The 12,208-nt window shown below is 71.0% G+C and carries 12 protein-coding genes; 6 read left to right on the forward strand and 6 right to left on the reverse strand.

The annotated features are described in order from the left end of the window. Positions 1 to 93 precede the first annotated feature (93 nt). Entirely contained in the window at positions 94 to 684 is a 591-nt protein-coding gene (locus ACFY0I_RS01695) for a TetR/AcrR family transcriptional regulator (RefSeq protein WP_388888660.1), read from the reverse strand. 147 nt (positions 685 to 831) lie between these two features. Here ACFY0I_RS01695 and ACFY0I_RS01700 point away from each other — a divergent pair, with 147 nt between their 5' ends. From ACFY0I_RS01700 to ACFY0I_RS01710, 3 genes are all read left to right on the forward strand, one after another. Then, positions 832 to 2,388: an MDR family MFS transporter gene (locus ACFY0I_RS01700; protein WP_388888663.1), complete on the forward strand. Its 1,557-nt coding sequence runs from the start codon at positions 832 to 834 to the stop codon at positions 2,386 to 2,388. Positions 2,389 to 2,740: 352 nt separating this feature from the next. Further along, positions 2,741 to 3,544 (forward strand): polysaccharide deacetylase family protein, encoded by an 804-nt coding sequence (locus ACFY0I_RS01705; protein WP_388888666.1) that lies wholly within the window; start codon positions 2,741 to 2,743, stop codon positions 3,542 to 3,544. 181 nt (positions 3,545 to 3,725) lie between these two features. After that, the gene (locus ACFY0I_RS01710) at positions 3,726 to 4,049 is read left to right on the forward strand and encodes a nuclear transport factor 2 family protein (RefSeq protein WP_388888669.1); all 324 of its coding nucleotides are present in this window, start codon (positions 3,726 to 3,728) and stop codon (positions 4,047 to 4,049) included. Positions 4,050 to 4,101: 52 nt separating this feature from the next. Here ACFY0I_RS01710 and ACFY0I_RS01715 read toward each other — a convergent pair whose 3' ends face one another. Then, positions 4,102 to 5,235, reverse strand: a complete 1,134-nt coding sequence (locus tag ACFY0I_RS01715) for a serine hydrolase domain-containing protein (protein ID WP_388888672.1) — start codon at positions 5,233 to 5,235, stop codon at positions 4,102 to 4,104. Positions 5,236 to 5,417: 182 nt separating this feature from the next. Here ACFY0I_RS01715 and ACFY0I_RS01720 point away from each other — a divergent pair, with 182 nt between their 5' ends. Next, positions 5,418 to 6,047: a hypothetical protein gene (locus tag ACFY0I_RS01720; protein ID WP_388888675.1), complete on the forward strand. Its 630-nt coding sequence runs from the start codon at positions 5,418 to 5,420 to the stop codon at positions 6,045 to 6,047. A 169-nt stretch (positions 6,048 to 6,216) separates the two neighbouring features. On the opposite strand, the gene ACFY0I_RS01725 is transcribed toward ACFY0I_RS01720, so the two are convergent. The 3 genes from ACFY0I_RS01725 to ACFY0I_RS01735 all read right to left on the reverse strand — a co-directional run bounded on the left by ACFY0I_RS01725 (position 6,217) and on the right by ACFY0I_RS01735 (position 8,930). After that, positions 6,217 to 7,491: an extracellular solute-binding protein gene (locus ACFY0I_RS01725; RefSeq protein ID WP_388889301.1), complete on the reverse strand. Its 1,275-nt coding sequence runs from the start codon at positions 7,489 to 7,491 to the stop codon at positions 6,217 to 6,219. Positions 7,492 to 7,769: 278 nt separating this feature from the next. Then, positions 7,770 to 8,396, reverse strand: a complete 627-nt coding sequence (locus tag ACFY0I_RS01730) for an SMI1/KNR4 family protein (protein ID WP_388888678.1) — start codon at positions 8,394 to 8,396, stop codon at positions 7,770 to 7,772. Between the two features lie 153 nt (positions 8,397 to 8,549). Continuing rightward, positions 8,550 to 8,930 (reverse strand): DUF192 domain-containing protein, encoded by a 381-nt coding sequence (locus ACFY0I_RS01735; protein WP_388888681.1) that lies wholly within the window; start codon positions 8,928 to 8,930, stop codon positions 8,550 to 8,552. A gap of 156 nt (positions 8,931 to 9,086) precedes the next feature. Between ACFY0I_RS01735 and ACFY0I_RS01740 the strand changes: the two genes are divergently transcribed. Then, on the forward strand, positions 9,087 to 9,827 hold the full coding sequence (locus ACFY0I_RS01740; protein WP_388888684.1) for a prepilin peptidase: 741 nt from the start codon (positions 9,087 to 9,089) through the stop codon (positions 9,825 to 9,827). A 143-nt stretch (positions 9,828 to 9,970) separates the two neighbouring features. Here the strand turns inward: ACFY0I_RS01740 and mgrA are convergent, their stop codons facing one another. Continuing rightward, complete coding sequence (gene mgrA, locus ACFY0I_RS01745) at positions 9,971 to 11,008, reverse strand: L-glyceraldehyde 3-phosphate reductase (protein ID WP_388888687.1); 1,038 nt, start codon at positions 11,006 to 11,008, stop codon at positions 9,971 to 9,973. A gap of 127 nt (positions 11,009 to 11,135) precedes the next feature. Here mgrA and ACFY0I_RS01750 point away from each other — a divergent pair, with 127 nt between their 5' ends. Next, the gene (locus ACFY0I_RS01750) at positions 11,136 to 11,897 is read left to right on the forward strand and encodes an isoprenyl transferase (RefSeq protein ID WP_362881347.1); all 762 of its coding nucleotides are present in this window, start codon (positions 11,136 to 11,138) and stop codon (positions 11,895 to 11,897) included. The last annotated feature ends 311 nt before the right edge of the window (positions 11,898 to 12,208 follow it).

Here is a 12,208-nt window from a genome sequence, read left to right on the forward strand (position 1 = left end):
GCCGAGCCCGCCCGCGAGCCGGCCGAGCCCGCCCACGAGCCCGCCGAGCCACGTGACGGGCCCGCCCCGGTCCCCGCCGGGGCGCGCGATCGACTATCCGACCTCGTGGTGTGCCTGCGTGATCAGGTCCGTCGCGACTTCGAGCGCCGCCTGCCGGGTCTCCTCCGGGTCACCCTCCACGTGCTGGAGGAACATCATCCCGGCGTGCAGCGTGAACAGGGCGCTCACGCAGCGGACCTGGTCCGTCAGCGGGCCCTCCTCCGTGCGCAGCAGTTCCACCAGGGTGAACAGGCGTCGCTTCACGGTTTCGCCGATGCTCAGCTCCCGCATCGTCGCCTGGTTCTCCTGCATGAAGCGGTACAGCTGCGCGCCCGCCGCCATCGCCTCGCTGTACCGGCGCAGCACCTCGCGCTTCATCTCCAGCGTCGGCGGCTGCTCCTGCGCCCAGGCGATCAGCTCGTCGATCGGCCGGGTCGAGTCGTCGAAGACGCTGATGATGATGTCTTCCTTGGTCTTGAAGTGGTAGTACAGCGCCGCCTTCGTGACCTCCAGCCGCTCCGCGATCTCCCGCAGCGACGTCTTCTCGTACCCCTGCTCGGCGAACAGCTCCAGCGCGACGTCCTGGATGCGCTGGCGCGTGTTGCCGCGCCGCTGCTGCGGACCGCCGCTGGAGCTGTTGGACATGACTCTCCCCACACTTACGTACGACACATGTACTTACTTGACGACCGGCTAGTGACACGTCTACCGTCCCCAGTGTAGTGAACTAGCCGGGCGGCAAGTAAGTTCCCGGCGGGTGTGAGTCGAAGTGTCGGTGCCAGGGGAGTGGACATGAGCGAGACAGTCAAGACGGCCGTACCCGTGGAGGAGGTGGAAACGGGACCCAAGCCGCGCAGCGTGCGCGTCGTCCTCATGGCCCTCATGATCGCGATGCTGCTCGCGATGCTCGACAACATGATCATCGGTACCGCGATGCCGACCATCGTCGGCGAACTCGGTGGGCTGGAGCACCTCTCCTGGGTGGTCACCGCCTACACCCTCGCGACCGCCGCCTCCACCCCCATCTGGGGCAAGATCGGCGACATGTACGGGCGGAAGGGCTCCTTCCTCGCCTCGATCGTCATCTTCCTGATCGGCTCCGTCCTCAGCGGCATGGCCCAGGACATGGGTCAGCTCATCGGCTTCCGCGCCATCCAGGGTCTGGGCGCCGGCGGTCTGATGGTCGGTGTCATGGCGATCATCGGCGACCTCATACCGCCCCGTGAGCGCGGCAAGTACCAGGGCATGATGGCCGGCGTGATGGCCCTCGCCATGATCGGCGGCCCGCTGGTCGGCGGCACCATCACCGACCACATGGGCTGGCGCTGGTCCTTCTACATCAACCTGCCGCTCGGCGCCGTGGCCCTCGCCATGGTCTCCGCCGTGCTGCACCTGCCCAAGAAGCGGTCCAAGAGCAAGATCGACTACCTGGGCGCGGCGCTGCTGACCATCGCCATCACCTCGACCGTCCTCGTCACCACCTGGGGCGGCACCGAGTACGCCTGGGGCTCCGTCGAGGTCCTCGGTCTGATCGCCGTCGGCATCGCGTCGACCGCCGCCTTCCTCTACGTCGAGACCAAGGCCGCCGAGCCGATCATGCCGCTGCACATCTTCCGCAGCCGCAACTTCACCCTCATGTCCGTGATCGGCTTCCTCGTCGGCTTCGCGATGTTCGGTGGCGTGCTCTACCTGCCGCTCTTCCAGCAGTCCGTGCAGGGCGCCTCCGCCACCAACTCGGGGCTGCTGCTCCTGCCCATGCTGCTCTCGATGATGCTCGTTTCGCTCATCGCGGGCCGGGTCACCACCAACAGCGGCAAGTACAAGATCTTCCCGATCATCGGCGGCGCCCTCATGGTCGTCGGCCTGTTCCTGCTCGCGACGATGGACACCGACACCTCGCGTCTGGTCTCCGGCGTCTACATGGCCGTCCTGGGCGCCGGTCTCGGCTTCCTGATGCAGATCACCATGTTGGTCGCGCAGAACAGCGTCGAGATGAAGGACATGGGCGTGGCCTCGTCCTCCGCCACCCTCTTCCGTACGCTCGGCGGCTCCTTCGGCGTCGCCCTCATGGGCTCCCTGTTCACCACCCAGGTCACGGACACCATGGTGGAGCGCCAGGGTGCCCAGGCCGCCGCCGCGGCGGGCTCGGCCCAATTGGACGCGGCGAGCCTCGCCAAGCTGCCGGAGGCCGTGCGCGACGCCTACCAGCACGCGGTGGCCGCCGGTACGCACTCGGCCTTCCTGCTCGGCGCGGCCGTCGCCGTACTGGGCTTCGTGGCGGCCTGGTTCGTCAAGGAGGTCCCGCTGCGGGGCGGCGGCCCGGCCCCGCAGGACTCGCCGGCGCACTGACGCCCGCGCCCACCCGGCACCCTCACACCTGGCACCACGCGTGAGGCGTGACGCACCACGCATCAGGCATCACGCACCACGCACCACGGATACCGAATCGGCGGGTCCGGCACGGGGACGAATCCCCGGCGCCGGACCCGCCGTTCGCGTTCCCGAGGGGGGGTGTGGGTCCTGCGGGGCGGCCGGGGCCCTCGCGCCTGCCGGGGCCGCCGCGCCTGTGGTGCCATCTGTGCTCATGAAGGACCAAAGTCCTTATTACCTGCAATTTATAGAGCAATTGGGCGGAACCCAACCAAGTCCGAAGGCGTCATGACCCACATAACCCTTTCAAGGGCGGATGGGGAGTGGACACATGACGCGTACGCAGAAGCTCGGTCTCCGGGGCCGGATAGCCGTCGCGGCCTCGGCCGTGGCCGTCGCGGGGACCATAGGGGGAGTCACCGCACTCATCGGAACGGACGGCCCCCGCACCGGCCCCCGCGACAACGCCACCCGGACGACCGGCCCCGGCGCCCCCGGCTCACCCACCACCCTCCCGGACAGCATCGCGCACGCCTCCGAGAGCGGTGGCAACGCCGTCAACATCACCATCGACGACGGCCCCGACCCCCGCTGGACCCCCAAGGTCCTCGACGTCCTCGCCGCGCACGACGTGAAGGCCACCTTCTGCATGGTCGGCCCCCAGGCCAAGGCCCATCCGGACCTCGTCAAGAAGGTGGTCGCGGCCGGCCACCGGCTCTGCGACCACTCCATGGACCACGATACGAAGATGGACAAGAAGCCCGTCGCCTACCAGGAGGCGCAGATCCTCGACGCGAAGAGGCTGATCGAGGAAGCGGCCGGCGCGGGCGGGAAGGTCGAGTACTACCGGGCCCCCGGCGGGGCGTTCACCCCCGACAGCCGTCGCATCGCGGCGGCCAACGGGATGCGCCCGCTCGGCTGGAACGTCGACACCAAGGACTTCGGCAAGCCCGGCGCGGCGGCCATCGTCGCCGCCGTCCAGCGCGAGATCGGCAACGGCCCCACGGTGCTGTTCCACGACGGGGGCGGCGACCGCCGGCAGACCGTCGAAGCCCTGGACCGGGTGCTGACCTGGTTGAAGGAACAGGGCCGCCCCACCGGCTTCCCGGTCCGCACCACCCCCGACTCGCCCTGACGCCTCCCGCGACCGAACCCCCGCGACCGAATCCCCGCAGCCGAACCCCCACGACCGCCCCCCTGACACGCCGTCCGGCGGCGAACGGGTGAGGGTCGGCGCCCCGGCGCCGCCCCCGGTGTTCCCTGGTCGCGCACCACGGGCCCGTACGAGGGTCCGTACGCCCGACCAGGAGGCCCCCGTGATCGACCCGGCCCAGCTCGCCGACCCCACCGTCCGCGCCTTCGTCACCGCCGTCAACGCCGGGGACCGCAGCGCCTTCGAGGCCGTCCTCGCCCCCGGCGCGACCATGTCCGACGACGGCTCCGACCGCGACGTCACCCAGTGGACCGAGAAGGAGGTCTTCTCCTGCAACGGCCACATGTCCGTGGTGTCCGAGTCCGACCACGGCCGCTCCCTCGTCGTCGACTACCGCAACGACACCTGGGGCGAGATGCGCACCGCCTGGCGCTTCGACGTCACCGCCGACGGCCACGTCAACCGCTTCGAAACCGGCCAGGCCTGACCCCGCCCCCCCGACCGGCCCCCGCCGCCCCGCCCCACCACACGGACCGGGACTACGCCCCCCGGGCCGCCTCCAGGACCGCCGCGGTCAGGGGGCCGTTCTCCGGGGCCAGGCCGCCCGGGAAGCCGTAGCGGCGGCGGGTGTACCCGTACGCGATGCCCGTGGCCGGGTCGGCGAAGCCCAGGCCGCCCGCCGCGCCGCAGTGCCCGAACGCCTCCGGGCCCACCGCGTGCTGCCGCTCGAAGCCGAGCCCGAAGTGGTCGACCTCCGCGGTCACCCGGTCCGTACCCGGCGTGTGCGGGCGGGCGACCTCGGCGGCCGTCGCCGGCTCCAACAGCGCGGGCCGGCCCCCGACGCCGCTGATGGCCGCCGCATACAGGGCGGCCACCCCGCGCGCCGTGCCGACGCCGCCCGCCGAGGCCGGGCCCAGGGCCCGCACCCGCGGGTGGTTGGCGTACGCCACCGGGTCCATCGGGGTCTCCCCGTGCGCGTTGAAGGCGACCCGCATCAATTCCGGCATCGGGCCGCCCGCCACGAGGGCCGCCGCCTGCGCCGGCGTCGGCAGCATCTCCAGCACCGGCTTCCAGCGGCCCTCCAGCTCCCGCGGCAGCCCCATGTACAGGTCCAGCCCGTACGGGGCCCGCACGCGCTCCTCGTAGACCTCCTGGAGGGACCTGCCCGTCACCCTTCGCACCACCTCACCGGTCAGCGCGCCGATGACGAACGCGTGGTAGCCGTATTCCGTCCCCGGGTCCCAGTACGGCTTCTGCCCGACCAGTCGGGCCGCGAGGCCGGCGTCGTCCGCGATCTCCTCGTAGGAGAAGCCCCCGTCGACCCCGATCAGTCCGGCGCGGTGCGCGACCAACTGCCGCAGGGTCAGGGTCTCCTTGCCGTCCCCGGTGAACTCCGGCCAGTACGAGGACACCGGGCGCTCCAGGTCCAGTACGCCGTCCTGCGCCAACAGCGCCACCACCAGGTGGGTCGCACCCTTGGTGAGGGAGAACACCCCGCTCAGGGTGTCCCCGTCGGTGTCCTCGCCGCCCCACAGGTCGACCACGGTGCGCCCGTGGTGACGCACCGCCAACTGGGCCTCCGGCGCGTGCGGTTCCGCGGCCACGAAGCTCTCGAACGCCGCCCGGACCGATTCCCAGCCCGCGGCCACCGTGCCGTCCACCGTCACACCCATGACATCCCCCGCCATCCGAGGCGCGTGGTTCCGCGCCTTTCACCGGCAGCCAACCGGACCCGCCCGCGCCGGCTTCCGTGCCGCCGCGGAGTTCGTCACCTCCGGGCGTCGCGCCCGCTCCGTACGGGTGAACGCGCCCGGGGCGTCGTTCCGGCCCGCCGCGGGTGCCCGTTGGGCCGGGCATGAACCGCACCCGTACCGCCGCCCTCGCCCTCGTCGCCGCCGCGGCGGCCCTCGCCCCCGCCCTCGGTCAGGGCGCCGCCACCGCCGCGCCGAGCACCTCGTACCTCCAGGACCCGGCCGGCGGCGAGAAGGCCATGAAGTCGATGTGGACCAAGGACGACATGCACAAGGTGGAGGGCCGCTTCCGGTTCCACCCGGGCGTCCAGTACAAGACGGTGACGGGCCCCGGCCCCGAGGGCGCCCGCGAGTACGAACGACAGGTTCCCGACCCCAGGACGCTGGCCTGGCTGCCCTCGTACGAGTTCGCCTGGTCGGTGTCCGACTCGAAGCTGCTGAAGAAGGCGCTGACCACCAAGGACGGCAAGCACCCGATCGTCGTGCACGCCGTACTGCGCACGGCGAAGGGCGCCAAGGCGGGGGAGGTGCACCGGGAACTGACCGATCAGCCCGCGACGGGCAGCCGCAAGGTCGAGGGGGGCAAGCGGATCGCGTGCGACACCGGCGAGTACACGGTGGAGTGGTCGCTCACGCGCTCGGGCTACGGCACGCTCACGGGCACGCTGCGCTGGGATTCGGACTGCGGCCAGTACCGGACGGCGTTCTCCACGGAGAACGGGCAGCAGCGCTGAGCCGGTGACCGCAGGGGGAGGAGGAGGCCGGTCGCCCCGCGCACCTTGTGGGTGCTCGGCGGGCGACTGGGCCACGGCCTTGGATCAAGTGCCGTCAGCCATTCTGCCGCACGGGATGAGGTGGGGCAGGGAGGCGAAGGTCCCGTGTTCGGGGGGTCCTTCGGGTCCTTCAGTGCTTCTTGCCGGCCTCGTTCGCCTTGGAGGCGATCCCCTCCAGCACGGTCTTCGGATCGACGGAAGGCTCCACCGCGCGGCCGATGTTGCGCTTGATGGAGTCGCTGACGGTCACCCACGACGGGTCGTTCACCGGGTAGAGCTGCGCGCCGCGCAGGGCCGTCAGGAAGGCCTCGTCGGTGGAACCGAGTCCGCCGCCCGCCGGGGTGCGCGCGGCGGTGACCGTCGAGGGCAACAGGTGGTAGCGGCCGGCGAACTCCGAAAGGATCTTGTCCTGGTAGATGAAGTCCAGGAACTTGCCGATCTGCGGCCCCTTGCCGTTCTGCTTGAACGCCATCATCCAGTCCGCCACGCCCACGGTCGGCGTGCTCTCCCCGGAACCCAGGCTGTCCGACACCGGCATGGGCACGGCCTTGACGCCGATGCCCTTCGCGCTCGCCTCGTGCAGCAGGGACGGGTAGCCGTTGACCATGCCGACCTCGCCCCGCAGGAACGCGGCGAAGGCGTCGGCGCGGTTGAGCTGCGCCGGCGGCGTCGGGCCGACCAGACCCGGGGTGATCAGGTTCTCCTTGATCCAGCGGAAGGTCTCGACGTTCTGCTCGGAGGCCAGGCTGTAGTTGCCGCTGCTGTCGGCGAACCCGCCGCCGTTGCTCAGCTCCCAGATCAGCGCCTCCGCGTGCGCCTCCTCGGGCCCCAGCGGCATCGCGTACGGGTACTTCACGCCCTTGTCCTTGAGCGCCTTGGCGTCGGCCTTCAGGTCCATCCAGGTCTTGGGGGCGGACTGGATGCCGGCCTTGGCGAAAAGGGCCTCGTTGTAGAACAGGAGGCGGCTGCTCGCCACGAACGGCAGGCCGTAGAGGGTGCTGCCGACCGAACCGGCCTCGGCGAGCGGCTGGAGGAAGTTCGCCTCGGCGGAGATGGAGAGGAGCTCGTCCGCGGAGTACAGCTTCCCCTGCGCGGCGAAGTCCGAGTAGGAGCCCATGAGGGCCATGTCGGGGGCCTTGCCGGCGCCCACCATGCGGGTGACCTCGCGGTCGATGTCCGCCCACGGCAGGAGTTGGACCTCGACCTTGATGCCGGGGTTGGCGGCCGTGAAATCACGCGTCGCCTTGTCCCAGAAGGCCTTGGAGCTGTTGGCCGGGGTGTTGCCGTACTCGGCGGCGACCAGGCGCAACGTGTCGTCGTCCCCCGCCGCGCTGTCGGAACCTCCGCAGCCGGACAGCGGTAGCAGGAGGCCTAGCACGGCGGCCGAAGCGGCCGGGCCGAACATTCTTCTTCGCACGGTGGGTTCCCCTGATTTTCTTTTGAGTCCCGTTATTACTTATGAGTTGCTCGGGGCCGGGGTGTCCCGCCGTGGCCCGTTGGCCGGAATTCTCTCCTGTCCACCGGGTGGCCGATTCCATGGGGGCGGTAGTTATGTTCAATGCTCCAAATGCTGCATTTCCAACTGGTGTTTTCCGATAAGCGATCGGTAAATCGGACGCGCGTAGACACACCAAAAAGCCCGTTTCCGGCCAGGGAAACGGGCTGTGGGTGTCCTGAAAAAGATCAGTCGGCGAACTCGCCCGCGTACGGGTCGGGCTCGCCCGTCTCCGGATTGCGGCCCTCCTGCCAACGCCGCTGGGCCTTGCGCCAGTGCACGAAGCTGAGGTGGCCCGCGTCCCAGAAGGTGATGCTGACGGGGCTCACGTCGAACTCGTCGGAGCACAGCAGCAGCAGGAATTCGGCCATGCCGTACGGGTGCACCGCGAAGGAGTCGGCGGTGTGCCGCCCGACCACCAGGACGGGCCACCGGTCCGGGTCGGGATCGGAGGTCAGCCAGCACAGGATGTCGGACCCGCCGGTGACCCCCCACGCGATGATCGACTCGGGGTCCACGTCGAAGGCGGCCCGACCGCCCTCGGCCTCCCACACCTGACGGGCGTTGCCGGTCTCCTCGGCCATCTCCGCCGGATCCCATTGCAGTCCCGGCTTGGGCAGCGGCAGCAGCACACTGGCCTCGCCGTTGATGGAGCCCGCGCCGAACCGGCCCATGAAGGCCACGTAATCGGCCGGGAACCGGGTTCCCCAGACGGCCTCCGCCGCCTGCCAATCGATGTCCTCGTCGGCGCCGTGCGTCGCCGGCATGATCTGCTCCAGCGCCTTGATGTGCGCGTTCTCCGTCATGCCGCTCATGCCGCTCCCCTGCCACCCCAGCTCAACCGCCCCAACCTACCGCCCGTGAGCCCCGGGCCCCAGCTCGTGTCGCCGCAGTCCCGCCCGGTGGACGCCGGCTCCGGCCGCGCTCCAGGGCCGTACGGGGTCGTTCCGGGTCCGTACGGGGCCGGTTCACGGGTCGCGCGGGGCCGTTCGGAGCCGCTCGGGCCCGGTCAGCTCGACGCGGGAGCCCGCGCGCAGGCCCCACCGTCGCATCGCGCCCGCCTCCGCCTCCAGGACGTGGCGGGCGCGCGGGCGGGGCAGGCCGAGCCGGCCGGGGACCATCGTGCGGACCGCGAGGACCCCGAAGTGCCGGTCCAGGTAGGCCACGTCGATCGGGAAGCGCATCCGGAAGGTGTGCACGCTCGCCGCCGGGGTGAGCAGCATGGCCCCCTCGATCCCGTCGCGCCCCAGCAGCCCCCGCGTGCGCGCCGCGTACGAGGCGGCCACCTCCAGCCCCACCGTCACGTCGCCGGCCCGCAGCGTCCCGTATCCGTCCGCCCACTTCCCCATGCGGCCACCTTGCCGGGTCGCGGGCCGCGGGGCCAGGGGTGCGGGGCCGGGGTCGCGGGTTCAGGGTCGCGGGTTCAGGGCGCGGGGGAGTGGGGCCGGGGGCCGTGGGGCCGACGGGCCCTCCCCGCGCTGCGCGCCACCGCCTACCGTCACCGCATGGGCATCCTCGCGGCCATCCTCGCCGCCTCCTACGGCGCGGTCGCCGGGCTGCTGCTGCCCCGCGCCGCGTACCGGCTCTCCGTGCCGCCGGAGGAGTCCTGGCGGGCGCACTGCCCCGACGGGCACCCGATCCCCGGCTGGCTGGGCCCCGCCCGCTGCCGCCCCGCCCCGCGCCGGGAACACCGCTACGGGAGGTCCGGGTCCGGGGCCGTCACGGCCGCCGCCGTCACCGCCGGGCTCTGCGCCGCCCTCGCCGCCGCGGCGGCGCCCCGCCCCGAGGCGGCCGTGTTCGTCGCCCTCGCGCCGGTCCTGGTCCTGCTGGCCCTCGTCGACCTCGCCGTGCACCGGCTGCCCGACGTCCTGACCCTCCCGCTCGCCGCCGCCACCGCCGGCCTCCTCGGCGGCGCGGCCCTGCTCCCGGGCGCCGCGGGCTCCTGGCGGCTCGCACTGCTGGGCGGGGGCGCGCTGGGGGCGGCGTACCTCGTGCTGTTCCTGATCAACCCCGCCGGGATGGGCCTGGGCGACGTCAAGCTGGCGCTCCCCCTGGGGGTCGCTCTTGGGTGGTACGGGTGGGGGGTATGGATGGTCGGCGCGTTCCTGGGCTTCCTCTACGGCGCCCTCTACGGGCTGGGCCTGCTGCTGAGGGGCCGGGCCACCCGGAAGCAGGGCTTCGCCTTCGGCCCCTTCATGACGGCCGGAGCGCTCACCGGATTGCTGCTGGGCGGATTCGGAGCGTAATCATTTCGCGCCGATGCACGCAGCATGCTTTACGAAGGGTTATGGTGGAACCCCCCCCCTCGGGCCGGTCCGTATCCCCCCCACGGACCGGCCCGTTTTTCGTTCATCGCGCCCGCACTTCAGTCGTGCGTCATCGCCGCAGGTCAGCCCCGCTGGGCCCAGATGTTGGTGCCGGGGGTGGAGACCGCGAAGGAGTCGATCTCCTTCAACTCCTGCTGCGACAAAGGCGCCGCCGCCAGTGCGGCCACGTTCTCCTCCAACTGCTTCACGCTCGAAGCGCCGATCAGCGCCGAGGTCATCCGGTCGTCCCGCAGCACCCACGTGAGCGCCAACTGCGCCAACGACTGCCCGCGTCGCGCGGCGATCTCGTTCAGACCGTTCAGACGCCGGACGACGTCCTCCGAGAGCAGCGCCGGATTCAGGGACTTGCCCTGGGTGGCCCGCGAGCCCGCAGGGATGTCCTTGAGGTACTTGCCCGTCAGCAGCCCCTGGGCGAGGGGCGCGAAGGAGATGCAGCCCATGCCGGCCTCCTCCAGGGTGTCCAGCAGGGCGTCCTCCTCCGTCCAGCGGTTGATCATGGAGTACGAGGGCTGGTGGATCAGCGGCCGCACGCCCATGCCGGTCAGGATCCGGGCCGCCTCGGCCGTCTGCTCCGCGGTGTACGAGGAGACGCCGACGTACAGCGCCTTGCCCTGCTGGACCGCGGACGCGAGCGCGCCCATGGTCTCCTCCAGCGGGGTCTCCGGGTCGAAGCGGTGCGAGTAGAAGACGTCGACGTGGTCCACGCCCATCCGCTTGAGGGAGGCGTCGAGCGAGCCGAGCAGGTACTTGCGGCTGCCCCACTCGCCGTACGGACCGGGGTGCATGAAATAGCCGGCCTTGGTGGAGAGCACCAGCTCCTCGCGGCGCGCCGCGAAGTCCTGCGCGAAGATCTTGCCGAAGTTGAGCTCGGCCGAGCCCGGGGGCGGCCCGTAGTTGTTGGCCAGGTCGAAGTGGGTCACGCCGAGGTCGAAGGCCCGGCGCAGGATCGCCCGCTGGTTCTCCAGGGACGCGTCGTCGCCGAAGTTGTGCCAGAGGCCGAGGGAGACGGCGGGGAGCTTGAGGCCGCTGCGGCCGGTGCGGCGGTACTCCATGGAGTCGTAGCGCGAGGGCTCTGCCCGATAGGGATTGGTATCAGTCACGATGTCCTCCCTATCACGGACTTGTGACAGACCGAGTTGGGTACCCCATCCCGCCGCGCAGTAATGTGGCCGCCTCGGGGGAGACCGCAATTCGCTCGGGGGCATTGCACGGAGGGGCTCGAAGATCGTGAAGCTGCGCGACCTGGTGTACAGGCTCTACGCACGCCGGGTGGAAGGCCGCCTCGACCATGACGCGTCGCCCAAGCACATCGGCGTGATCCTGGACGGGAACCGGCGCTGGGCCAAGGCGTCCGGAGGTACGACGGAGCAGGGCCACCAAGCCGGGGCCGACAAGATTTCGGAGATGCTCGGCTGGTGCACCGAGACGGACGTCGAGGTCGTCACCCTGTGGATGCTCTCCACGGACAACCTCGACCGGCCCGAGGTGGAGCTCCGCCCGCTGCTCAACATCATCGAGAACACGGTCCGGGGTCTCGCGGCGGACGGCCGCTGGCGGGTCCACCACGTGGGGAACCTCGACATCCTGCCCTCGCGGACCCAGTCCGTGCTCAAGGAGGCCGAGCAGGCCACGCACGACGTCGACGGAATACTCGTCAACGTCGCGGTCGGCTACGGCGGCCGTCAGGAGATCGCCGACGCGGTCCGCTCGCTGCTGCTGGAGCACGCCGAGAAGGGCACCTCCTTCGAGGAGCTCGCCGAGGTCCTGGACATCGACCACATCGCGGAGCACCTCTACACCCGCGGCCAGCCCGACCCGGACCTCGTCATCCGCACCAGCGGCGAGCAGCGGCTGTCCGGCTTCATGCTGTGGCAGAGCGCCCACTCGGAGTACTACTTCTGCGAGGTCTTCTGGCCGGCCTTCCGCAAGGTCGACTTCCTGCGCGCGCTGCGCGACTACGCCGCCCGGCACCGGCGCTACGGCAGCTGAGCCACCGCCGCCGGTATTCCGGCGGCCGATATCCCCCCGGCGCGCCGATATCCCCTCTGCCCCCGTTCGTCCCCCGCGCAAGGCCTTCACCAGGGGTTCACCGAGCGTCCGTCATATGCCGTGGCATGGCCGCGCATGTTCGAGGGCATAACCCTGGCAGGTCGACGTCCGATCCACGGGTGTCGAGTCTCAGCGGACGGCACAGGGCCGTCCGCCCGGGAGGCCCTTTGCACCAGGACGCGCGTGCGGTTCGCACGGTCGGATTGGAGGGCCGGAACGCGGCCCGCGCATTGGCGCCGTTGACCGGTCCG

This window comes from Streptomyces sp. NPDC001568, from assembly GCF_042893755.1.
Taxonomy (GTDB): Bacteria; Actinomycetota; Actinomycetes; order Streptomycetales; family Streptomycetaceae; genus Streptomyces.

What these genes read in the sequence shown, in the direction of transcription:
- ACFY0I_RS01695 (WP_388888660.1), bottom strand. Translation starts at nt 684, where the DNA reads ATGTCCAACAGCTCCAGCGGCGGTCCGCAGCAGCGGCGCGGCAACACG.
- ACFY0I_RS01700 (WP_388888663.1), top strand. Translation starts at nt 832, where the DNA reads ATGAGCGAGACAGTCAAGACGGCCGTACCCGTGGAGGAGGTGGAAACG.
- ACFY0I_RS01705 (WP_388888666.1), top strand. Translation starts at nt 2,741, where the DNA reads ATGACGCGTACGCAGAAGCTCGGTCTCCGGGGCCGGATAGCCGTCGCG.
- ACFY0I_RS01715 (WP_388888672.1), bottom strand. Translation starts at nt 5,235, where the DNA reads ATGGGTGTGACGGTGGACGGCACGGTGGCCGCGGGCTGGGAATCGGTC.
- ACFY0I_RS01720 (WP_388888675.1), top strand. Translation starts at nt 5,418, where the DNA reads ATGAACCGCACCCGTACCGCCGCCCTCGCCCTCGTCGCCGCCGCGGCG.
- ACFY0I_RS01725 (WP_388889301.1), bottom strand. Translation starts at nt 7,491, where the DNA reads ATGTTCGGCCCGGCCGCTTCGGCCGCCGTGCTAGGCCTCCTGCTACCG.
- ACFY0I_RS01730 (WP_388888678.1), bottom strand. Translation starts at nt 8,396, where the DNA reads ATGAGCGGCATGACGGAGAACGCGCACATCAAGGCGCTGGAGCAGATC.
- ACFY0I_RS01735 (WP_388888681.1), bottom strand. Translation starts at nt 8,930, where the DNA reads ATGGGGAAGTGGGCGGACGGATACGGGACGCTGCGGGCCGGCGACGTG.
- ACFY0I_RS01740 (WP_388888684.1), top strand. Translation starts at nt 9,087, where the DNA reads ATGGGCATCCTCGCGGCCATCCTCGCCGCCTCCTACGGCGCGGTCGCC.